The 22,302-nt window shown below is 70.7% G+C and carries 18 protein-coding genes and 1 pseudogene; 10 read left to right on the top strand and 9 right to left on the bottom strand.

All coding sequences use genetic code 11. The features are described 5' to 3' along the window. Nucleotides 1-48 precede the first annotated feature (48 nt). From AB0B45_RS11985 to AB0B45_RS12000, 4 genes are all read left to right on the top strand, one after another. Nucleotides 49-1,146, top strand: a complete 1,098-nt coding sequence (locus AB0B45_RS11985) for a histidine kinase (RefSeq protein WP_358128755.1) — start codon at nt 49-51, stop codon at nt 1,144-1,146. After that, nucleotides 1,143-1,787 (top strand): response regulator transcription factor, encoded by a 645-nt coding sequence (locus AB0B45_RS11990; protein WP_358128757.1) that lies wholly within the window; start codon nt 1,143-1,145, stop codon nt 1,785-1,787. Before AB0B45_RS11985 ends, AB0B45_RS11990 begins: the two co-directional genes overlap by 4 nt. A gap of 81 nt (nt 1,788-1,868) precedes the next feature. Further along, nucleotides 1,869-2,762, top strand: a complete 894-nt coding sequence (locus AB0B45_RS11995; RefSeq protein WP_358128760.1) for an ABC transporter ATP-binding protein — start codon at nt 1,869-1,871, stop codon at nt 2,760-2,762. Continuing rightward, a complete protein-coding gene (locus AB0B45_RS12000; RefSeq protein ID WP_358128763.1) occupies nt 2,759-3,508 on the top strand; it encodes an ABC transporter permease subunit in 750 nt (249 codons plus the stop codon). The genes AB0B45_RS11995 and AB0B45_RS12000 overlap by 4 nt, the downstream gene beginning before the upstream one ends. Before the next feature lie 81 nt (nt 3,509-3,589). On the opposite strand, the gene AB0B45_RS12005 is transcribed toward AB0B45_RS12000, so the two are convergent. From AB0B45_RS12005 to AB0B45_RS12030, 6 genes are all read right to left on the bottom strand, one after another. Then, the gene (locus AB0B45_RS12005; protein ID WP_358128766.1) at nt 3,590-4,774 is read right to left on the bottom strand and encodes an ABC transporter permease; all 1,185 of its coding nucleotides are present in this window, start codon (nt 4,772-4,774) and stop codon (nt 3,590-3,592) included. Next, a complete protein-coding gene (locus tag AB0B45_RS12010; RefSeq protein ID WP_358128769.1) occupies nt 4,771-5,559 on the bottom strand; it encodes an ABC transporter ATP-binding protein in 789 nt (262 codons plus the stop codon). Before AB0B45_RS12010 ends, AB0B45_RS12005 begins: the two co-directional genes overlap by 4 nt. Next, nucleotides 5,556-6,887: an efflux RND transporter periplasmic adaptor subunit gene (locus AB0B45_RS12015; protein WP_358128773.1), complete on the bottom strand. Its 1,332-nt coding sequence runs from the start codon at nt 6,885-6,887 to the stop codon at nt 5,556-5,558. The genes AB0B45_RS12010 and AB0B45_RS12015 overlap by 4 nt, the downstream gene beginning before the upstream one ends. 22 nt (nt 6,888-6,909) lie before the next feature. After that, a complete protein-coding gene (locus AB0B45_RS12020) occupies nt 6,910-7,146 on the bottom strand; it encodes a hypothetical protein (RefSeq protein WP_358128777.1) in 237 nt (78 codons plus the stop codon). Nucleotides 7,147-7,563: 417 nt separating this feature from the next. After that, nucleotides 7,564-8,358, bottom strand: a complete 795-nt coding sequence (gene proC / locus AB0B45_RS12025) for a pyrroline-5-carboxylate reductase (protein WP_358128781.1) — start codon at nt 8,356-8,358, stop codon at nt 7,564-7,566. Between the two features lie 148 nt (nt 8,359-8,506). Continuing rightward, nucleotides 8,507-9,394, bottom strand: a complete 888-nt coding sequence (locus AB0B45_RS12030; protein ID WP_358128784.1) for a proline dehydrogenase family protein — start codon at nt 9,392-9,394, stop codon at nt 8,507-8,509. 376 nt (nt 9,395-9,770) lie between these two features. Between AB0B45_RS12030 and AB0B45_RS12035 the strand changes: the two genes are divergently transcribed. From AB0B45_RS12035 to clpB, 6 genes and pseudogenes are all read left to right on the top strand, one after another. Beyond that, nucleotides 9,771-10,190: a hypothetical protein gene (locus AB0B45_RS12035; protein ID WP_358128787.1), complete on the top strand. Its 420-nt coding sequence runs from the start codon at nt 9,771-9,773 to the stop codon at nt 10,188-10,190. Nucleotides 10,191-10,689: 499 nt separating this feature from the next. Then, nucleotides 10,690-12,561 (top strand): molecular chaperone DnaK, encoded by a 1,872-nt coding sequence (dnaK, locus tag AB0B45_RS12040; protein ID WP_358128790.1) that lies wholly within the window; start codon nt 10,690-10,692, stop codon nt 12,559-12,561. 2 nt (nt 12,562-12,563) lie between these two features. Beyond that, nucleotides 12,564-13,154: a nucleotide exchange factor GrpE gene (grpE, locus tag AB0B45_RS12045; protein WP_358128793.1), complete on the top strand. Its 591-nt coding sequence runs from the start codon at nt 12,564-12,566 to the stop codon at nt 13,152-13,154. 24 nt (nt 13,155-13,178) lie between these two features. Beyond that, nucleotides 13,179-14,363: a molecular chaperone DnaJ gene (gene dnaJ / locus AB0B45_RS12050; RefSeq protein WP_358128796.1), complete on the top strand. Its 1,185-nt coding sequence runs from the start codon at nt 13,179-13,181 to the stop codon at nt 14,361-14,363. Between the two features lie 4 nt (nt 14,364-14,367). Further along, nucleotides 14,368-14,664 (top strand): annotated as a pseudogene (locus AB0B45_RS12055) (helix-turn-helix transcriptional regulator); the annotation flags it as partial. A gap of 58 nt (nt 14,665-14,722) precedes the next feature. Continuing rightward, a complete protein-coding gene (gene clpB, locus AB0B45_RS12060; RefSeq protein WP_358128799.1) occupies nt 14,723-17,290 on the top strand; it encodes an ATP-dependent chaperone ClpB in 2,568 nt (855 codons plus the stop codon). Nucleotides 17,291-17,343: 53 nt separating this feature from the next. Here clpB and AB0B45_RS12065 read toward each other — a convergent pair whose 3' ends face one another. The 3 genes from AB0B45_RS12065 to AB0B45_RS12075 are packed head-to-tail and all read right to left on the bottom strand — an operon-like array spanning nt 17,344 to nt 22,071. Further along, nucleotides 17,344-20,538: a DUF87 domain-containing protein gene (locus AB0B45_RS12065; RefSeq protein WP_358128802.1), complete on the bottom strand. Its 3,195-nt coding sequence runs from the start codon at nt 20,536-20,538 to the stop codon at nt 17,344-17,346. Next, nucleotides 20,535-21,158 carry a hypothetical protein gene (locus AB0B45_RS12070; protein ID WP_358128805.1) on the bottom strand — a complete coding sequence of 208 codons (624 nt, stop codon included), beginning with the start codon at nt 21,156-21,158 and terminating at the stop codon, nt 20,535-20,537. Before AB0B45_RS12070 ends, AB0B45_RS12065 begins: the two co-directional genes overlap by 4 nt. Next, nucleotides 21,100-22,071 carry a DUF559 domain-containing protein gene (locus tag AB0B45_RS12075; protein WP_358128808.1) on the bottom strand — a complete coding sequence of 324 codons (972 nt, stop codon included), beginning with the start codon at nt 22,069-22,071 and terminating at the stop codon, nt 21,100-21,102. Before AB0B45_RS12075 ends, AB0B45_RS12070 begins: the two co-directional genes overlap by 59 nt. Nucleotides 22,072-22,302: the final 231 nt, after the last annotated feature.

The raw sequence follows: 22,302 nt of genomic DNA on the forward strand, positions 1-22,302 counted from the left end.
GGGCTCGGCCACGCGTTCTGCGTCGCGGGCTGATTTAGGGTTCAGGCCATGCGTGCAGGGCGGGCGATATGGCGGTTCCTCGGCCGCCCCGAGGTGTTCGACGCGACGCTGGTCGTCGTGCTCGGCGGCATCGCCGTGCTCGGGATCGTCACCACCGGTGCCGACAACCCGCCCATCGCGGCCGGCGCGGCGATGTTCCTGGTGTCCGTCCCTCCCCTCCTCGTACGGCGCCGCCACCCCATCCCCGTCGCCGTGGCCGTCGTCGCGTTCGACATCGCAGGCACGTTCGCCTTCTCCACGAACCCGACCGTCACCAGCGCGATGATCGCCCTCTACAGCCTCGGCCGCTACACCGCGGGCAGGAAGACGCTGGTCACCACTGCCGTCCTCACCGCCGTCTACGGCGTCGCCCTCGTCCTCGAGGCGCCGACGCAGAGCCTGGCCATCACGGTCTACCCGGTGGCCGCGGGCGTCGGTCAGCTCGTCAGAGCGCGGGCCGAGCTGCGCGAGCGCGCGAACAGGGAACGCGCCGACGAGGCGGTCCGCGCCGAGCGCCGCCGTATCGCCCGCGAGCTGCACGACGTCGTCGCCCACCACCTGAGCGTGATCAACGCGCTGGTCGGCGGGGCGCGAGCGGTCATGCCCCCGGAGCCGCCGGAGGCCCGCGAGGCGCTGCTGTCGGCCGAGCAGACCGCCAGGCAGGCGCTCACGGAGATGCGGCATCTGCTCGACGTGCTCAGGGCCGACGGTCCGGGCGGCGGCGAGGCGACGGGGGCCGGCGCGGCCGGGTTACCGGCCCTGATCGAGCAGGCCGGCGCGGCGGGGTTGCCCGCGAGCCTGGCCGTGGAGGGCTCGCCGGTGCCGTTGCCCGCGGCGATCGATCTGGCGGTCTACCGGATCGTCCAGGAGGCGCTCACCAATACGCGCAAGCACGCGAGCGGGGCGCGGGCCACCGTACGGATCAGCTATGAGGAGCGGGCGGTCGAGGTCGAGGTGCTGGACGACGGGATGACGGTGACCACCTCCTCCCCCGGCGGCTTTGGGCTGGCGGGGATGGCCGAGCGGGTGGCGCTCTGCGGCGGGCGGCTGCGTACGGGCCCCCGCGAAGCGGGCGGCTTCGAGGTCCATGCGAGGCTTCCGCTGTGATCACCGTGCTGCTCGTGGACGACCACGCCCTCGTCAGGACCGGGTACCGGCTCATGCTGAACGCCCAGCCCGACATCTCCGTCGTCGGCGAGGCGAACAATGGCGTGGAGGCGCTGGCGCGCTGCCGCGACCTGCGCCCCGAGGTCGTGATCATGGACTTGCACATGCCGGGGATGGACGGCGTCGAGGCGACGTCGGCCATCGTCGCCGAGTTCGCGCGGACCAAGGTCCTCATGCTCAGCACGTTCGACCTGGACGAGAACGTCGTGGCCGCGCTCAGGGCCGGCGCGGACGGCTTCCTGCCCAAGGATGTCTCGCCCGAGGACCTGATCGAGGCCGTCAGAGTCGTACACGGCGGCGAGGCGGTCGTCGCGCCGCGCCTGCTCACCGCGCTGATCCGCACCTATGTCAGGGGCGACCGCCCTCGGGCGAAGATCGACGGGCTCACCGCGAGGGAGCGGGAGGTGCTCGTGCTCATCGCCAAGGGCCTGTCCAACGCCGAGATCGCCCGGGGCCTCGACGTCTCGCCGAGCACGGTGAAGAACCACGTGACCGCGCTGTTCGCCAAGATCGAGGTCAGGGACAGGGCGCAGGCGGTGATCGTCGCCTACGAGAGAGGGCTCGTCAGCCCTGGGGAGTAGGGCCTTCCTCCCAGGCGTCCGCCCGCGAAACGGTCCCACAGCAGGAAGGAACCGGCGCGTTCCGCCGCGAGCCTTGAAGGCATGACGACAGCGATACGGGCGGCCGGCCTGACCAAACGGTACGGCCAGATCACGGCCGTGGCAGGACTGTCCTTCGACGTCGCTCCTGGACGGGTGACGGGCTTCCTCGGGCCCAATGGAGCCGGCAAGTCGACCACCATGCGGATGATCCTCGGGCTCGACCACCCGACGAGCGGCGCCGTCACCGTCCACGGCGTGCCGTACGCGAAACTCAAGCACCCGCTGCGCAGGATCGGCGCGCTCCTGGACGCGAAGGCCGTGCACGGCGGGCGCAGCGCCCGCAACCACCTGCTGGCCATCGCGCAGAGCAACGGGATCCCCGCCTCGCGGGTGGCCGAGTGTCTGGAACTGGTAGGGCTCACCGAGGCGGCGAAGCGGCGGGTGGGCGGGTTCTCGCTGGGCATGTCGCAGCGGCTCGGCATCGCGGCCGCGCTGCTCGGCGACCCGGAGATCCTGCTGTTCGACGAGCCGGTCAACGGGCTCGACCCCGACGGCATCCTGTGGATCCGCACGCTGATGAGGAAGCTGGCCGCCGAAGGGCGCACGGTCTTCGTCTCCAGCCACCTGATGAGCGAGATGGCGCAGACCGCCGACCACCTGATCGTGATCGGCAGGGGTGCGCTGATCGCCGACACCAGCGTCGAGGAGTTCATCGGGCGCAGCTCGCAGGGCTACGTCAAGGTGCGCTCGCCGTACCTGGCGGAGGTGGCGGCCCTGCTGCCGCACGCCGAGCGGCACGACGACCACCTGCGGGTGGCGGGGGTGGCCCCGCTGGAGATCGGCGCGCTCGTCGCGCAGCGGGGGCTGGCGCTGGAGGAGCTGACGTTCGTGCAACCGACGCTGGAGGCCGCCTACATGGAGCTCACCAAGGACAGTCTGGAGTACACCTCGTGATCGACGTGCTGCGCTCGGAGTGGACCAAGATACGGTCCGTCCGCTCCACCATGTGGACCCTGGGTACGGCAGGCGTGCTCATGCTCGCGTTCGGCGCCCTCATGGCGGTGGTGGTGTCGGGGCAGAGCGGCGGCATGGAAGGCCTGGAGCCCGCCGGCATGAGCCTCACCGGCCTGCCGTTCGCCTCGCTCGCGCTGGCGACGCTGGGCGTGCTGGTGATCAGCGGCGAGTACCGGTCGGGAGCCATCCGCACCACGCTGGCCGCCGTGCCCAACCGGCTCGAGCTGCTGACCGCCAAGGTGGTGGTCTTCGCGGCCGTGGCCTTGGTGGTCAGCACGGTGGCCTCGTTCGGCGCGTTCTTCGTCAGCCAGGCGGTGTTCGCCAGGGAGGGCCTGTCGGTCGCGCTGACCGAGCCCGGCGTCTTCCGGGCGGTCGTCGGGGCGGGGTTGTATCTGACCGCGAGCGGGCTGTTCGGGCTGGCTCTCGGCGCCCTGATCAGGCACACTCCCGGCGCGATCGTCATGGTCATCGCGCTCATCCTGGTGCTGCCCAGCCAGACGGCGATGCTGCCGGGCGAGTGGGGGCCGTTCGTGCATGAGCACTTCACCTCCAACGCGGGGATGCGGATCACCGACGTGAACCCGGTGGGCGGGCTCCCGCCGTGGCAGGGGTTCGCCGTCTACCTGGGCTGGATCGCCGTCACCCTGGTGGCCGCGGCCGTCCTGCTGAAGAAGCGCGACGCCTGACCCCGCGCATCCTGTCCCTCGCGCAGTCCTGTCCCGCGCGGGCCTGGCCGACGTGGGCCCGTCCCGCGCGGGCCTGGCGGGTCACTCCGCGCGGAGGGCGATGACCGGGTCGAGGCGGCCCGCTCGGCGGGCAGGGGCGACCCCGAAGAAGACGCCGACGGCGGCGGACACCCCGAACGCCAGCGCGACCGACCACCAGGTGATCGCCGCCGGTACGGGCGTGAGCGCCTGGATGGCCAGCGCGCCGCCCACGCCCAGCAGGATGCCGAGCACGCCGCCGATGGTGGTCAGCAGCACGGCCTCGATGAGGAACTGGGTCAGGATGTCGCGCTGGCGCGCGCCCAGCGCCTTGCGCAGGCCGATCTCGCGGGTGCGTTCGCGGACGCTGACGAGCATGATGTTGGACACGCCGACGCCGCCCACGAGCAGCGAGATGCCCGCGATGGCGGCCAGCACGCCGGTGAGCATGCCGAGGACGCTGCCGATGGTGCCGAGCAGCTGGGTCTGGGTGACGGCGGAGAAGCGCTCGCCCGGGTAGCGCTGGCTGAGGGCGGCGACGACCTTCTGCTGGAGCGGCTCGATCTCGTCGGGGCCCGAGGCGCCGACCGCGATACCGTTGATCTTGTTGGCGCCGATCAGCCGCTGGGCGGTGGTGACGGGGATGTGCACCTCCTTGTCGCGGGCCACCCCGAACGTCGCGCCCACCGTGGTGTAGACGCCGACCACCCGGAAGCGGGCACCCGAGACGGTGATCTGACGGCCCACGGGGTCGACGTCGCCGAACAGCTCGTCGGCCACCTCCGCGCCGAGCACCGCGACCCTGCGGCGGGTGTCGACGTCGGTCTCCGTCAGGTAGCGGCCGCGGTCGAGGGGGCGTTGGAAGATGTTCGGGAGGTTCTCGTCCGTGCCGACGATCGTGACGAACGCCTCCGTCCTGCCCACGCGTACGGTCTCTCCCGACTGGACGGAGACGGTGACCTTGCCGGGGTCGCCGACGACGCGGCGGACGTAGGCGGCGTCGGACAGGTTCATCCTGCTCTGCGTGGGGGCGGCGCCGACGCTGAGCTGGCCGGGGACGACGAGGATGATGTTGCTGCCCAGGCCGGAGATCTCGCGCTCGATGGCGTTCTTGGCGCCTGAGCCGATGGCGACGAGGATGACGACGGCCAGGACGCCGATGATGACGCCGAGCATGGTGAGCGTGCTGCGCAGCCGGTTGACCCTGAGGGCCTCCAGCGCCATGAAGAACGCCTCCGCGCCCCTCATGCGTCTCCCTCCTGACGGTCAGCTTCGGGTGTGACGCCGCGTCGCGGTACCCCGGTGTGCTCACTCTCCGGGGAACCCGCGCCGCCGGTGAGCTCAGCGGGGCGGGCGGTGTCGAGTTCGATGAGGCCGTCGCGGACGTGGATCTGGCGGCGCGCGTGGGCCGCGACCTCGGGCTCGTGGGTGACCAGGACGATGGCCACGCCGCTGTCGGCGTTCAGCCGGTCGAGGATCGCCATGACCTCGTCCCCGTTGCGCGTGTCCAGGTTTCCCGTCGGCTCGTCGGCCAGCAGCACCGACGGCTCCCCCACCAGCGCCCGCGCGATCGCCACCCGCTGCTGCTCACCGCCGGACATCTGCGACGGCCGGTGGTCGAGCCGGTGTCCCAGCCCGACCGCCTCCAGCGCCCGTCGAGCGCGCGTCCTGCGCTCCGCCTTCCCGACCCCGCGATACACCAGCGGCAGCGCCACGTTGTCCAGCGCCGACGTCCGCCCCAGCAGGTGGAACGACTGGAAGACGAACCCGATGGTCCTGTTCCGCAGCGAGGCGAGCGCGGTGTCGGACAGGACGGAGATCTCCGTCCCGTTCACCCGCAGCGCGCCTGACGTGGGCCGGTCGAGGCAGCCGAGCAGGTGCATCAGCGTCGACTTCCCCGACCCTGACGGTCCGATGATCGCCACGAACTCGCCCTGGTCGATCCGCAGGCTCACCCCTCGGAGCGCGTCGACGGAGACGCCTTCGAGCTGGTAGGAGCGTGTGAGGTCGATCGCCTCCAGCGCGGGGTTCATGACAGCGGCTGGCCCTGCCGTACGGCGTCGGCGCCCTTGACCACCACGCGCTCGCCCACGGTCAGCCCGCTCACCACCTCGACCATGACGTCGCCCTGGGCGCCGAGCTTGACCACGCGCCGCTGGGCCGTACCGTCGGCCGAGACCCAGACCACGCTCTCCCGCCCGCTGGAGACGATCGCGGAGGCGGGCACGGCGACGGCGGAGGTGACCTCGCGCACGGTCAGCCTGGCGACCGCGCTCATGCCGGGTTTGGGCGTGGGCGCCTTGGACCCGTCGTCGAAGGCGCCGGTGCCGAGGGACAGCTGCACGGGGTAGCTGACGCCGCCGGTGGTGGCCTCCATGGGCTGAATGCCGACACCGGTCACCGTCGCGGTGTACGTCGCGCCCGGCACCGCGTCGAGCTCGACCTCCGCGCGGGTCTCCGGCTTCACCAGCAGCACGTCGGTCTCGTCGATGTCGGCGGACAGCGTCAGCTTGGACACGTCGGTGACCGTCACGATCGGGTCGCCCGCCGACACGGGGACGCCGACCGCGACCGCCGCGCCGCCACCCGAGGACCCACCCGCCGGTACGGCAGGCAGCTGCTGCGCCGCGCCACCGGGGATCTGCCCGAGCAGCCCGCTCAACGCGCTGGACCCGCCCCCGCCGGAAGGGCGTCCGAGCGTGACGACGCCGCTGAAGGGCGCCTTGATCGTGAGCGCCTTCACCGTGGACTCGGCCGCCTTGACCGCGGCCTTGGCCTGCGTACGCGAGGCGGCCTGCAGCGACGACATCGAGGCGGTCAGCCCGCTGGTGAAGCCGCTGACGGTACGGCTGAGCGAGGCGGTGATCTGGGACAGCGCCTGCTTGTTGGCCTTGTGCTGGGTCTCGGCCATGTCGATGGCCGACAGCAGCTGTCTGCGCGCGGCCGCGTCGTCCACCTTGCGCGCCTCCGCCCTCGCCTTGGCGAAGTGCCTGGCAACCTTGCGGTCGAAGGCGCTGGTGTCGATGCTCGCCAGGCGGGGCGTCGAGGGGGCGGCCACGGGGCGCGCCGCCTTTCGCGCCTGGTCGAGCTGGCCGGTCGCCTGCGGCGAGCGGATCCTGGCGAGGATCTGGCCCTTGTCGACCTTCTCGCCGTCGCGCACGTACAGCTTGCTCACCGTGCCCTGGGCGGGCGCGCGCAGCGTGGCGGTGGCTCTGGCGCCGATGCTGGCGGGCGCCTCGACGACCTCGGTCACAGGGGCTCGCTGCACCTGGGCGAGCTGGAAGGCGGGTGGCTCATCGGCGGTGCAACCGGTAAGCGCTAACAGGACGAGCAGCGGGAGAGTACCGCGACGAACCGTCACGCCGCCTAGCGTAAAGGGAGGGTCAGACGACCGCCTGCCTCACCCCTCTCACAGCGGGTACGGCCAGCAGCACCGCGCATCCGGTGATCGCGACCACCGCGGAGAAGCCCAGGACGTTCTCCGGGCCGACCACGCCCGCCACCGGGCCCGCGATCGCGTTGCCGACCGGCCTCGCCATGACCGAGCCGCCGATCTCGTAGGCGCTGACCCGGTTGAGAGCGTCCCCCGGCACCATGGTCTGCACGCTGGTCGCCCACATCACCGACCAGAACGCCCACGACGCCGGTGGCGCCGTAGCCGGCTTGGCGCATGCCTAACGCGGTGGCGACGGGCATCATGGCGAAGCCGAGCATGGACACGGTTCTCGCGGTGAAGAACAGCCGGAAGTCGCGGGTCCAGACGGTCATGGTGAGCAATGATGGTACATTAAGGAAAGTTTCCTATTAGTGATCTTGAGGCCCACGTCCCGCTCGTCCACCGCGCGCGGGGTGGTCGCTCACCTGACGGGAACAGCACCGCCGCGCTAACGCCGCACCACCGGACACGCGCGACACGGCACGGCGCGAGACGGCGCCGGGGTGGGGCGGAGACCAGCCCCGAGCCAGCGCGGGGCGCGCGGCGCAGACCCACCCGAGCCGAGGCGGGGCGCGAGGCCCGAGCGCGAGGGTCGGGTGGGTCAGCCGGAGGCGAGTTGGCGGCCTCGGTCGCGGGCGGCCTCGATGGCGGCGAGGAAGGCCGCGCGGACGCTGTGCCGTTCGAGCTCGGCGATCGCCGCGATCGTCGTCCCGCCGGGCGAGGTCACCGCCTCGCGGAGGATCACCGGGTGCTCCCCCGAGTCGCGCAACATGACCGCCGCGCCCACGATCGACTGGGTGACCATGTCGAGCGCCGCCGCGCGCGGCATCCCCAGGAGGATCCCGGCGTCCACCATCGCCTCGACGAGGTAGAAGAAGTACGCAGGCCCGCTGCCCGACAGCGCCGTCGCCGCGTCCTGCTGCGACTCGGGGATCCGCAGCACCTTGCCGACCGGCTTGAGCAGGCTCTCGGTACGCTGCAGGTGCTCCTCACCCGCGAAGGTCCCCGCCGAGATCACGCTCATCGCCTCGTCGAACTTGATCGGCGTGTTCGACATGACCCTGACCACGGGCACGTCCACCCCGAGCCGCTGCTCGACGAAGAAGGTCGTGATGCCCGCCGCCGCCGAGATGACGAGCCTGTCGGCAGGCACGTACGGGGCGATCTCGGCCAGTAGGGCGGCCATGTCCTGCGGCTTCACCGCGAGAATCAGTGTGTCGGCGGCCTTGGCGGCCTCGGTGTTCGACACGGTCCGCACGCCGTACGTCTCCCGAAGCGCCTGGGCCCGCTCCTCCCTGCGCGCGGTCGCCAGGACGTCGCCCGGCTTGAACCCCGCCCGCAGCAGCCCCGACAGCAGGGCCTCGCCCATCTTGCCGGTTCCCAGAATCGCAATCATGCGGGCAGCCTACCTAGGCGGCGGAAACCAATGTCGGGGCGGCGGCATCCAACGGCTCATCGCGCTGCTGGTCGTGCTGGCCGCCACCCTCACGCCGCCGTCGGACGATCAGCCGGTGCCCTGTCCCGTCCGCCGCGCCGAACCGCGCCTAACCCCTGGAAAGGAATGAGCGAACGAAGAAGGCGAGGTTGGCGGGGCGTTCGGCGAGACGGCGCATGAGGTAGGCGTACCAGTCGTCGCCGTACGGCACGTACACCCTGACCTGCGAGCCGATCCCTGCCAGGCGGCGCTGCTCGGCGGGGCGGACGCCGTACAGCATCTGGAACTCGAACCCGGTCGTGTCGCGCCCGTGCAGCACCGCCAGCGCGGCGGCGATCTCGATCAGGCGCGGGTCGTGGGTGGCGACCATCGGGTAGCCGGTGCCGGCCATGAGTGTCCTGAGGCAGCGGACGTAGCTGCGGTCGATGTCCCCGGTCGAGGTGAACGCCAGTGCTTCGGGGGCGACGTACGCGCCCTTGCACAGCCGTACCCTGGCGCCGTCGAGCTTCGCGCAGCGCTCCCGCGCGTCGCGCAGGTAGGACTGGACGACCACGCCGACGTCGGGGTGCTCCTTGCGGAGCGTGGAGTGGATCGACAGCTGGGCCTCGATGGTGTCGTGCTCCTCGGCGTCGAGGGTGACCGTCAGCCCCTTGGCCGCCGCCGCATCGCAGATCGACGCGGCGTTGTCGAGGGCGAGCTGCTCCGACAGACGCAGGCCGAGGGCGGTCAGCTTGACGGAGACGTCGGCTCCCGTGGGGAGGCGCTCCAGGAGGGCCAGGTAGGCGCGGACCTCGCGGTCGGCCTCGGTCCTGTCGGTGACGTCCTCGCCGAGGTGGTCGACCGTCACCAGTAGGCCCCGGTCGGACAGGTCGTGGACGACGGCTCCGACGTCGTCGGCGACGTAGCGGCTGACCACTCCCCTGGTGAGCGGGGACGAGGAGACGAGGCGCTCGGCGCGCCGGCTTCGCGAGGCGGTGAGGAGGACGTGACGCAGCACGTATCCAGCGTAGACCCGGGACCCGCCCAGATCACCGATCTTCGCCCGCGCCACCAGGAGACCTCGTCAGGAGTCCGGCGTCTGTCCGATGGCCTCTGCGAGGGGGCTGGCCGACGCTCTCACGCCTGGGGGTCTGACCGCTGGATTCGGGTGAGAGGTCTGAACGACGGGCTCGAGGTCACGGGTCGGCGGACGAACTCTGGCCAGGAGGTCGGCCGACGGACTCAGGGCGAGGGGTCGGCCGGCGGGTTCGGGTCGAACGGCCCCGCAGGGGAGGCCGGGGGATCCATAGCGGGGATGACAGGAGGGTGAACCGGGTCGTGGCGAGATTCGTCATACGGATATGCGGACAAAAGCCCTTGTGGCCGGGTGCCTGATGCTGACTGTGAGCTGCGGCGCGGCCGCCACCGACACGGCAGGCCGCGCCAACCCCCACCAACCCGTCACCGCCCAACCGGTGATCACCACGCCTTCCCAGTCGCCCACCCGGCCGCCCAAGCAGGTCAAGCCGGTCGGCGACACGGTGAACACACGGAAGGTCCCCTTCATCAACGCCAAGGCCAAGGGCCGGCAGGTCAAGCTCGTCTGGTGGTCGGGCGTCGAGCCGTGCACGGTGCTCGACAGCGTGAGGGTGAAGGAGACGGCCAAGCGGGTGACCATCACCCTGTACGAGGGCACGGCCGCCAAGGCCAAGAACGTCGCCTGCATCATGCTCGCCATCGAGAAGACCACGACGGTCAAGCTGAAGTCCCCGATCGGCAAGCGCAAGATCGTCGACGGAGGCAAGCAGCGCTAGTCGGTCACCGCACCCTCTGCGCCTTCTCGCCGAATCGGCCCGAGCTCCTCACCGAACTCATCGGGACCCGCGCGGAGTGGATCCACCGAACCTCATCGAGGATTCACTCCGCCCGAGCGGTCCATCGCCTCGTCGTACACCTTCGTGCCGCGGGCTCGGTGAGCAGCCGCTGTGGGCCTCTGGCCCACGGTTCGATGGGTGTCCGCACAAGGGTGGCCGTCGGCGGCGAGGACTCCTCGAGGGTCTACGTGAAAGCCGGGGTCGGGCCAGGTCTGGTCGTACGGCAGACGGCCCGCCCGCAGGGAGCAACTCGAGCGGCGGGGAACTGTCAGGGCACCACGCCTCGTTCGGCATCCCGAGTCACCCCTTTTTCCCGAAATGCGGGAATGCTGGCGCACGCATCCAGGTTGAGTCGCGTAGGCTCAAGTCGTTTGACAAACCACCTGGCTCTTCGTACGTTGAGCCCAAGAAGCTCAACTTTGACTACAAGGACGTACTCATGGCACGTGCGGTAGGTATCGACCTGGGGACGACCAACTCCGTCGTCTCGATCCTCGAGGGCGGTGAGCCCACCGTCATCGCCAACGCGCAGGGCTCTCGGACCACGCCGTCCGTGGTCGCCTTCGCGAAGAACGGCGAGGTCCTCGTCGGGGAGGTGGCCAAGCGCCAGGCCGTCACCAACGTGGACCGGACGATTCGCTCGGTCAAGCGTGAGATGGGCACCAACTGGTCCCAGGAGATCGACGGCAAGAAGTTCTCCCCTCAGCAGATCAGCGCTTTCGTCCTGCAGAAGCTCAAGCAGGACGCCGAGGCCTACCTGGGCGAGAAGATCACCGACGCCGTGATCACCGTCCCGGCCTACTTCAACGACTCGCAGCGGCAGGCCACCAAGGAGGCCGGCACGATCGCGGGCCTCAACGTGCTCCGCATCATCAACGAGCCGACCGCGGCGGCCCTCGCCTACGGCCTCGACAAGGACAAGGACCAGACCATCCTGGTCTTCGACCTCGGCGGCGGCACCTTCGACGTGTCCCTGCTCGACGTCGGCCAGGAGGACGGCCACGGCTTCGTCGAGGTGAAGGCCACCTCCGGTGACAACCACCTCGGCGGCGACGACTGGGACCAGCGCGTCGTCGACGAGCTCGTCAAGCGCTTCCAGAACGCGCACGGCGTCGACCTGGCCAAGGACAAGATGGCCCTCCAGCGCCTCCGCGAGGCCGCGGAGAAGGCCAAGATCGAGCTGTCCAGCCAGGCTGAGACCAACATCAACCTGCCCTACATCACCGCCTCCTCCGAGGGTCCTCTCCACCTGGACGAGAAGCTGACCCGCTCGGAGTTCCAGCGCCTGACCGCCGACCTGCTCGAGCGGACCAAGGGCCCGTTCCACCAGGTCATCAAGGACGCCGGCATCAAGGTCGCCGACATCGCCCACGTGGTGCTCGTCGGTGGCTCGACCCGCATGCCCGCCGTCTCCGAGCTGGTCAAGGAGCTCACCGGCGGCAAGGAGCCCAACAAGGGCGTCAACCCCGACGAGGTCGTCGCCATCGGAGCCGCGCTCCAGGCGGGTGTGCTCAAGGGTGAGGTCAAGGACGTCCTGCTGCTCGACGTGACCCCGCTGTCCCTCGGCATCGAGACCAAGGGCGGCATCTTCACGAAGATCATCGAGCGCAACACGACGATCCCGACCAAGCGCTCCGAGGTCTTCACCACGGCCGAGGACAACCAGCCCTCGGTGCAGATCCAGGTCTACCAGGGCGAGCGTGAGATCGCTTCGTACAACAAGAAGCTGGCCACGTTCGAGCTGACCGGCATCGCGCCGGCTCCGCGCGGGATCCCGCAGATCGAGGTCACCTTCGACATCGACGCCAACGGCATCGTCAACGTCTCCGCCAAGGACCTCGGCACCGGCAAGGAGCAGACGATGACGATCACCGGCGGCTCCGCTCTGCCGAAGGACGACATCGAGCGCATGATGCGCGAGGCCGAGTCCTACGCCGAAGAGGACAAGAAGCGTCGCGAGGAGGCCGAGGTCCGCAACAACGCCGACGGACTCGCCTACCAGACGGAGAAGTTCCTCCGCGAGAACGACGACAAGGTTCCCGGCGAGATCAAGACCGAGGTGAACGACGCGCTCGGCGAGCTCAAGAAGGCTCTCGAGGGCACCGACACCGACGTGATCCGCAACTCGGCGGAGAAGCTCGCCACGGTCAGCCAGAAGATGGGTTCGGCGATCTACGCTCAGAACCAGCAGGCAGGCGGCACCCCCGAGGGTGACACCGCGCAGGCCAAGGCCGACACCGGCACCGACGGCGACGACGACGTCGTCGAGGCCGAGATCGTGGACGAAGACCAGCCCAAGAAGGACCAGTGACGATGTCTGACCCGCGCGATAACGGGCCCGAGACGGAGCCAGTGATCCGCGACAACCGCAAGATCGACCCCGAGACCGGCCAGGCGAGGTCCGCCATGGAGGAGCAGGTCCAGGCCGCTCCTCCGGCGGCCCCGGCGGCCGGTGGTGACGCCGCGGGCCTGCTGGCCGAGCGCACCGCCGACCTGCAGCGTCTGCAGGCGGAGTACACCAACTACCGCAGGCGGGTCGAGCGCGACAGGATCGCGGTCCGCGAGCAGGCGGTCGCCGGGGCGCTCTCCGAGCTGCTGCCGGTCCTCGACGACATCGGCAGAGCCCGCGACCACGGCGAGCTGACCGGCGGTTTCGCCAAGGTCGCCGAGTCGCTGGAAGCTGTCGTCACCAAGCTGGGGCTGATCTCGTTCGGTCAGAAGGGCGAGCCCTTCGACCCGACCGTTCACGAGGCGCTGATGCACAGCTACTCCTCGGAGGTGACCGAGCCGACCGCCATCGAGGTGCTGCAGCTCGGCTACCGCATCGGCGACCGGGTGCTGCGTCCCGCTAGGGTCGCGGTCGCCGAGCCCGAGGACGCCCCCGCCGCGTCCGACGAAAACTAAGAGACCCCCGAAAGGACGCCATAGATGAGCACCAAGGACTACCTGGAGAAGGATTACTACGCCGTCCTTGGTGTGCCCAAGACCGCCACCGCCGACGAGATCAAGAAGGCCTACAGGAAGCTGGCCAGGCAGTACCACCCTGACGCCAACCAGGGTGACGCCGCCAAGGAGGCCAGGTTCAAGGAGATCTCCGAGGCCAACGACGTGCTCTCCGACAGCAAGCGCCGTAAGGAGTACGACGAGGCGCGCACGCTGTTCGGCTCGGGCGTGGGCGGGCCGCGGCCTGGCGGCGGTGGCGGTGGTTTCCCGTTCGACTTCGGTGACCTGTTCGGCGGCACGGGACAGCAGAGCGGAAGCACGAGCGAGCGCATCGGCGACCTTTTCGGGGGGCTGTTCAACAGGGGCGGCGCGGGCGGCGCCCGCACCACGGGCACGACGACCAGGCCGCGCCGCGGCCAGGACATCGAGTCCGAGGTGACGCTCACCTTCACCGAGGCGGTGGAGGGCCACACCGTCTCGCTCAGGCTGACCACGTCGTCGGCGTGCAAGGCGTGCAGCGGTACGGGGGCCAAGGCGGGCACCACCCCGAGGGTCTGCCCGACCTGTGAGGGCACCGGTGCGGCCAGCCGTAACCTGGGCAACTTCGCCTTCTCCGAGCCGTGCCGCGACTGCAAGGGCCGTGGACTCCTCGTCGACGACCCGTGCCCCGTCTGCGACGGCAGCGGCAGGGCCAAGAGCACCCGCACCATCCAGGCGCGCATCCCCGCCGGGGTCGCCGACGGACAGCGGGTCAAGCTCAAGGGCAAGGGCGCGCCGGGCGAGAACGGCGGGCCCGCAGGCGACCTCTACATCCAGACTCACGTCAAGCCGCACGCGGTGTTCGGGCGGTCAGGCGACAACCTGACCATCACCGTTCCCGTCACCTTCACCGAGGCGGCGCTCGGCGCGGAGATCAAGGTGCCCGTCCTCAAGGGCCTGCCTGTCACTCTGCGCATTCCGGCGGGCACGCCCAACGGCCGCACCTTCAGGGTTCGCGGTAGGGGGGCCACCCGTAAGGACGGCACCAAGGGCGACCTGCTCGCCTCGGTCGAGGTGCTCGTTCCGCACGAGCTCGACGACAAGTCGCGCGAGCTGCTGAACGAGTTCCGCACGGCCACCGCGAGCGAGGACCCGAGGGCCGACCTCATCCAACGTGCCAGGAGCGAGTAGGCCGATGGACGCCAACTACTTCAACCTGTCCGACGAGACACCCGTCTATGTCATCTCGGTGGCCGCGCAGCTGTCCGGTCTGCACCCGCAGACCCTCAGGCAGTACGACCGCCTCGGGCTGGTCAGCCCGGGGCGTACGGCGGGGCGCGGCCGCCTCTACTCGATGCGAGACATCATCCAGCTGCGCGAGGTGCAACGCCTGTCCCAGGAGGAAGGCATCAACCTCGCCGGCATCAAGCGGATCCTTGAACTGGAGAACGAGGCGCTGAGGTTGCGTGAGGAGGTCCACCGCCTCAGGGCCGAGATGTCCATGGTCAAAGCTCTGATCCGATACGAGCTGCCACCGGGGGCCTGAACATATGGACTACAAGCTCACGCAGAAGAGCCAGGAAGCGCTGTCGGTCGCGATGCGGCGGGCCGCCGCTGAGGGGAATCCCGAGATCGCACCCGCGCACCTGCTCTCCGCCCTGCTCTCCCAGACGGGCGGCACCGCCGTACCCCTGCTCGAAGCGGTCGGCGTCGACTGGAAGACATTGCGCGCGAAGGTGGAGACCGCGCTGGCGGCCCTGCCGAAGGCGCAGGGCGCCACGGTGAGCGCGCCCTCCAGCTCGCGGCAACTGCTCACGGTGATCAACACCGCGGCGCAGCGGGCCAAGCGGCTGGAGGACGAGTACGTCTCGACCGAGCACCTGCTGGTCGGTCTCGCGACCGACGGCGGCGAGATGGCCACGCTCCTGAAGGAGACGGGTGCCACGCCGCAGGCGCTGCTCGACGCGTTCGAGAAGGTGCGCGGGCACGCGAGGGTCACCAGCGAGACCCCCGAGGACACCTATCAGGCGCTGGAGAAGTACGGCGTCGACCTGACCGAGCGGGCCAGGAGCGGCAGGCTCGACCCGGTGATCGGGCGCGACTCCGAGATCAGGCGCGTGGTGCAGGTGCTGTCGCGCCGTACCAAGAACAACCCCGTGCTGATCGGCGAGCCCGGCGTCGGCAAGACCGCCGTCGTCGAGGGGCTGGCCCAGCGGATCGTCGCCGGCGACGTGCCCGAGTCGCTGCGCAACAAGAAGCTGATCTCGCTCGACCTCGGCGCGATGGTCGCTGGCGCGAAGTACCGCGGCGAGTTCGAGGAGCGGCTCAAGGCCGTCCTCTCCGAGATCAAGGAGAGCAACGGGCAGATCGTCACCTTCATCGACGAACTGCACACCGTGGTCGGGGCGGGCGCCGCCGAGGGCGCCATGGACGCGGGCAACATGCTCAAGCCGATGCTGGCGCGCGGCGAGCTGCGCATGATCGGCGCGACCACTCTCGACGAGTACCGCGAGCGCATCGAGAAGGACGCCGCGCTCGAGCGGCGTTTCCAGCAGGTGTTCGTCGGCGAGCCGTCCGTCGAGGACACGATCGCGATCCTGCGCGGGCTGAAGGGCCGCTACGAGGCCCACCACCAGGTGCAGATCGCCGACAGCGCCCTCGTGGCCGCCGCCGCGCTGTCCGACCGCTACATCACCAACCGCTTCCTGCCCGACAAGGCCATCGACCTGGTCGACGAGGCCGCCTCGCGGCTGCGCATGGAGATCGACTCGCGTCCCGTCGAGATCGACCAGCTCCAGCGCAACGTCGACCGGATGAAGATGGAGGAGCTGGCCCTGGCCAAGGAGACCGACGAGGCCTCCATCCAGCGCCTCGAACGGCTGCGCGCCGAGCTCGCCGACCGGCAGGAGGAGCTCAACGCCCTCGTCGCCAGGTGGCAGCGGGAGAAGGCGGGCCTCAACAAGGTCGGCGACCTGAAGAAGCAGCTCGACGAGGTGCGCGGCGCAGCCGAGCGCTTCCAGCGCGACGGCAACTACGCCGAGGCGTCCAGGTTGCTGTACGACGAGGTGCCGCGCCTGGAGAAGGAGCTGTCGGCCGCCACCCAGGAGACCCCCGACCAGCAGATGGTCAAGGAGGAGGTCGGCTCCGACGACATCGCCGAGGTCATCTCCTCGTGGACCGGCATCCCGGCGGGCCGCCTCCTCGAGGCCGAGACCGCCAAGCTGCTGCGGATGGAGGAGGAGCTCGGCAGGCGTCTCATCGGCCAGCGCGAGGCCGTCAGGGCCGTCTCCGACGCCGTACGGCGCAGCCGCGCGGGCATCGCCGACCCCGACAGGCCGACAGGGTCGTTCCTGTTCCTCGGCCCGACGGGCGTCGGCAAGACCGAGCTGGCCAAGGCGCTGGCGGAGTTCCTGTTCGACGACGAGCGGGCGATGACCCGCATCGACATGTCCGAGTACTCCGAGAAGCACAGCGTCGCCCGCCTGGTCGGCGCGCCTCCCGGCTACATCGGCTACGAGGAGGGCGGCCAGCTCACCGAGGCAGTGCGGCGGCGTCCCTACACCGTCGTGCTGCTGGACGAGGTCGAGAAGGCGCACCCCGAGGTCTTCGACATCCTGCTGCAGGTGCTCGACGACGGGCGGCTGACCGACGGGCACGGCCGCACGGTCGACTTCCGCAACGCGATCCTCATCCTGACCTCCAACATCGGCTCGCAGTACCTCGTCGACCCGAAGCTGGAGAACGGCGCCAAGCGCGACGCGGTGATGGGAGCGGTGCAGACGGCGTTCAAGCCCGAGTTCCTCAACAGGCTCGACGACGTCATCCTCTTCGACTCGCTCGGCACGGAGGAGCTGACGAAGATCGTCGACCTGCAGGTGGAGCGTCTCGGGCAGCGGCTCGCCGACCGGCGGCTCTCCCTGAACGTCACGCCCGCGGCGCGCGACTGGCTGGCGATCACCGGCTACGACCCGATGTACGGCGCGCGGCCCCTGCGGCGGCTGGTGCAGTCGGCGATCGGGGACAAGCTCGCGAAGGCGGTGCTGTCGGGTGAGGTGATCGACGGCGACACGGTCCTGGTCGACCTGGGCGACGACGAGCTGACGATCGCCCGCGCCTGACCCGCTCGATCGGCCCCGGACGCTCTCGTCCGGGGCCTCTCCGCTTTCCGGGGTCAGCAGCCGTCCGCTCGGGCCAGGGACAGGACCTCCTCGGAGGTGGGCGGAGACGCCGGGTGGTGGCTGAGGCACATCGGCACCCGGATCTGGCGGAAGCCCGCCCCCTCGGCCGCCACGTAGAACTGGCCCGCCCGCAACCGCCCGATCTCCGGCGCCCCTCCCCCCTTCGACCTGGCCATCTCCTGCGCGGCCGTGACCTGGATCGGCGCGTTCAGGAAGCCGAAGAACTGCGTGGCGGCGTTTCCAGGGATGTGGTTGTGCAGGCCCTTCGGCGCCTGGGTGGCGAAGACCAGGCCCAGGCCGTACTTGCGGGCCTGCGAGGCGAGCATCAGCGTGCTGCCGGTGGCGGGCGTGCTCCTCCCGTGCGGCGCGAACGTCTGCGCCTCGTCCATGACCAGCAGCCCGCCCAGCGGCCTGTCGCCCGCGGGACGCCGCCTGAACCAGGCGAACAGCCCGAGCTGCAGCCGGTTGACGAAGCTCTGCCGCTGCCCTTCCTCCTGCAGCCCGGCCAGGTTGATCACCGATACCCGCGCCCGCCGCCCCGGTCCCGGCGTCAGCAGCACGCCAGGGTCGACCGCGGTGCCCTGACCGCCGAACATCGGGTCGTTGATGACCGCGGCGCGCAGGTTCTGCGCCACCTCCGCGGCCAGCTTCGCCGCGCCGTCCAGGTCGCTGACCTCCTCGGGCAGCTCGGACAGCAGCGCGATCAGCCCTTCGAGCCCGTGCGAGCCGACCCTGGCGTGGTAGGCCATCGCCTCCCTCAGCACGGCCTGGGTGCGCTGCGCCTTGGCCGTCGGCCCGTCGATCCTGGCCCTGGGCGCGAGGGCGGCCACCGCAGCGTCGAGCGCCAGGCGGAACTCGTCGGGGTCGTCGGCGAGGCCGCTCAGGTCGGGCAGCGGCTGGAAGGTGAGCGGGCGGCCGGTCTGCATGCCGGGGGTCCAGACGATGACGTCGGTGTTCGCGAGGTAGGCGGCGGCCTTCCGCTCGTCGCCGTCCTCCCAGGTGGGCGGGGGCGTAGGCCATGCCGTACCGAGGCGGGACAGGTCGTTGTTCGGATCCAGCACGATGGCGGAGACGCCCTGCAGCGCGCACTCCTCGATGAGCCTGCGGATCAGCACGGTCTTGCCCGAGCCTGAGCCCGCGAAGATGACCGTGTGCTTTCTGAGGGCGGCCAGCTCGACGCGCACCGGGGTGCCCGTGCTCTCCTCCCTCCCGACGACGAGCGACCCGTCCGTTGCGGCTGCGGCGGGCACGTCCACGAGCACGGCCTCCCCCGAAGCGGCCCCATCCGCCTCAGATGAGCTCGCCGGGGACGGAACCACGGCTGACGGGGTCGCGGCGATCGGGCCGGTCGCGGCGGGGGCGTCCGGCGGGCTCAGCCTCTGGGAGTCCGTGACCGGCTGGCGCAGGGCCTCGACCAGCAGTTTCACGTCGTCGGCCGGGCGCCGGGCGGCCAGCCACTCCTGCAGGTGCGGGGGCTCCTCGTCGAGCAGCGCCCGCAGCGCCGACAGCGTCCGCAGGTCCGCCTCGTCCACCTGCAGCACCCTGCCGCCCGCCGCCTCGAACGACGCCAGCGCCTCCTTCGTCTTCGGCCCGCCCGACCAGTGCGCGTTGCGCAGCACGAACAACTGCCGTCTCGGCACCCCCGCCCGCAGGCCCGCCGAGACGCACGCCGCCCTGAGCCGGTGCAGGGCCGCGACGGGGCTGGCGCTGGCGATGCCCCTGAAGCACCAGTGCACCTCGTCCTCCGTCGCCTCGTCGAGCGTCAGGCGCAGGCGGGCGTGCAACGGCGGCTTCCTGCTCGGCGGCGGGTCCTGGGCGTACCTGTGGGCCGCCGCGCCCCTGCCCGCCATCCAGGCGGTCAGCCCCGCCGAGAGCAGCCCTGGCATGACGGCGTCCTCGGTCCTGGGGTCCAGCGCGGGCTCGACGTCGGCGCGCTCCCTCAGCAGGGCGAAGTGGGCGTCGAGCGCCGCCAGCCCCGAGGGGCCGACGTCGGACGGCGGGACGTCCCCTCCGCCTCCGCCGTCCCCTGGCTCGTCCAGCCGGTCGAGCTCGCTGATCTCGCCCTCGGCGAGGCAGGTCTGGACATGCTTGTCGATCTTGACGAGGATCTGGCGCGGGGTCAGCCCGACCGCGCTGTTGAAGGCGTCCTCCTTCACCGGCCAGGTCGGGTACGGCGGGACGAACCCCGCCCGTCCGAACCCCGCCGCGAAACGCCGCTCGACGATGGCCCTCGCGGTCTGCGCGTCCTTCAGCACCCTGAGCGTGGCGGGTTCCCTGAACCTGTCGCGGACCGTGGCGGTCGCCTGGTCGCGGATCAGCATCCAGGTGTGCGGCAGGCACGACAGCACGGTCAGCGTGCGCCTGGTGACATCGCGCAGGGCCATCAGCCCTCCGGCCACCTGCTCGATGACGACGCCCTGCCCCTCGTCCACCAGGCGGGAGCCGGACTGCGCGACCAGCGCGTCGACCTGGTCGACGGCGATCACCGAGGGACCTGTCAGCGCCAGCAGCCGCGACAGGTCGCGCACCACCTCCTGCGGCGACCGGTAGCCGCCGGTCAGCCCCCATTCCTTCCCCAGCCCCTCGTCGGGGACCGATGACAGGTAGGCCTGGCCCACGTCCTGCGCCGCCAGGTCGTCGGAGGCCAGCAGTACCAGCGCCCTCGCCGTTTCGTGCGCGTCCCTGAGCACGGTGCCGCCCTTGCGGCGCAACGCCTCCACGAACAGGTCGAGCGCCCTCCTGTCCAGCTGACCCCTGCCGTCGACGGCCCGCCGTACCATCCTCGGCACGTCGGCCAGCTGGGCCAGCCGGTTCAGCAGCAGCCGCAGCTGCGACTGGCCGTCCTCGGCCGGACGCCAGAGGCTGTCGAGCATCGCGATCACGATGCTGTCCCAGAAGCTCCTGGCGTCGAGCAGGCCAACCAGGAAGAAGTAGCCGCCCTCCCGCTGGGCGTGCTCGCGCGCCCAGCCGAGCAGGTGGGTCTTGCCGGTGCCGCGCTGCCCCTGGATCACCACCCCGATCGGGCTGGCGTCGGCGCTCTCCTTCGCCTCCGTCACCCCTCGGCGCAGGTCGAGCGCGGCCATCGGGTGCAGGCTCTCCACGTGGTACGGCGAAGGCCGCCACACGTCGTCGGGAGCGTGGACGGCGTTGAGCCTCAACGCGCCCAGCGCCTCCCATTCCGCCGTCATCGCGCGCCGATCGACAGGTAGTGCTTGTCCTGGTCGCCCACGGCCAGCGCGGCCCTGCGGTCCTCGGGCCTGAGCGCCTTCTGGTTGTCCTCGGGCACCATGACGACGTCGGGCTGCCTGTTCAGGCTGCGCAGGGCGTCGTCCATCACGTCCTTGGGCACGTCGGCCAGCCGTACGCGCACGTCGGTCAGGCTCACCCAGCCGCCCGGCTCCCTGGTCAGCTCGGCGTAGACGGCACGTACCCTCGCCTCGACGTCCTGCTCGTCCTCGACCGCCGCCTGTGCGGGCTGGAAGACGTCGCCGAGGCGCTGGTCCGTGCGGGACAGGAAGCGCACGAGCCCGGCCAGCACCGCCCTGAGCGCGGCGCCGTTCGAGCCGGAGGTGACCTTCACGCCCGCGCGGATCTCCTCGGCGAGCCGCGCCCACCCGTCGTCGGTCAGCACATGCGCGAACGACCTGCCCCGTTTGTGACTCTCGACCAGCTTGAGGTCGTTCAGGTGACGGCGATCCTTGCCGTCGAGCGTGATGTTGTACCGCTCCTTCAGCTCCGGGTTGGTCACCTCATCGGCCTCGGCCATGAGGACGATCATCGCGGAGATCTGCGGAACCGACAGTGCCATTTCCTACCCCTTCGTTGACGAACGCCGCGATCTCGCGGGCCACTGCCTGCGCGTCCGTCAGAACGGCGCGACTGGTGAAGCGCAGCACCACGTAGCCGTCCCGCGCCAGGCGCACGTCACGCCGCCGGTCCGACTCGAACTTCTCCTGCCTCAGGTGGCTGTCGTCGTCGATCTCGACGACCAGCCGCGCCTCCCGCCAGAGGAGGTCGACCCTGATCGGGTTGCTGAGCGGGTGGGAGGCGTAGACCTGGTTCCACTCCCTGTCGGCCGCCCAGTCGCACCACCTGAGCACGCTCTCCATGCGCTGCTCGGCACGACTCGCATGATGCGGCCGACCCTTCCTCGGCCCCCACGGCCCCCGCCCTCCGGCCCCGTCGCCCGGCACAGGCGCCTGGTACGGCGAGGTCCGGTCGTACGGCACGGGCGCGTCGCGCGGCACGGGCCGGTCGTGCGGCGAGGGTTCGTCGGAGGCGCATGGCGGGGCTTGCAGGACGTGGAGGCCCGTCCAGCGTTCGAGCCACTGGCAGGCCGCGAACAGCACGTCCGCCTCGCCCCGGCTCAGCTCGCCTGGCGCCTGCACCGCGATCGTCGAACCGGTTCCGAGGACCCTGCCGAGCCCGGCCGCCCGCACCTCCGCGGAGAAGCGTGCCGTACAGGGCCGACCCCGGAGCGCCGCCTCGGCCAGGTCGGCGAGGAATGGCCCGAAGTGCCTGTCCCCGGCCGCCAGCCGTACGGCGAGCACGCGCACGGCCCTGACCCCCGCGCCGCCGGGCCCCGCGATGTCCTCGGCCCCGGGTAACCACCGGGGGAAGCGGCGCACGGCGAGCTCCTCCATGTCGCGCAGCACCGCCGTCACCAGGTCGCCCACTCGGTGCGGGGCGGTCGCGGCGTGCGTGAGGACGACCGGCGACACTGCGGAATCCCCTCGTTCGCGGACCATCCACTCTTTGCTGAAGCTATACGTAATCGGCCCCTCCAGGCGCCAGTGTTACGAGATGTTCGCGGCACGCGTCTCGATCATTAAGAGCTTCACCACTGTTGACCCAAGCCACGCCACCCACCGTGTCGTCGTCACTAGCTTCGTCATTCGTCGGATCACCGAACACGATCAGGGGGAACGTGCATGTCCCACGCATCACGGGGA

Origin of the sequence: Nonomuraea sp. NPDC049152, from assembly GCF_040648355.1 — a bacterium.
GTDB lineage: Bacteria > Actinomycetota > Actinomycetes > Streptosporangiales > Streptosporangiaceae > Nonomuraea.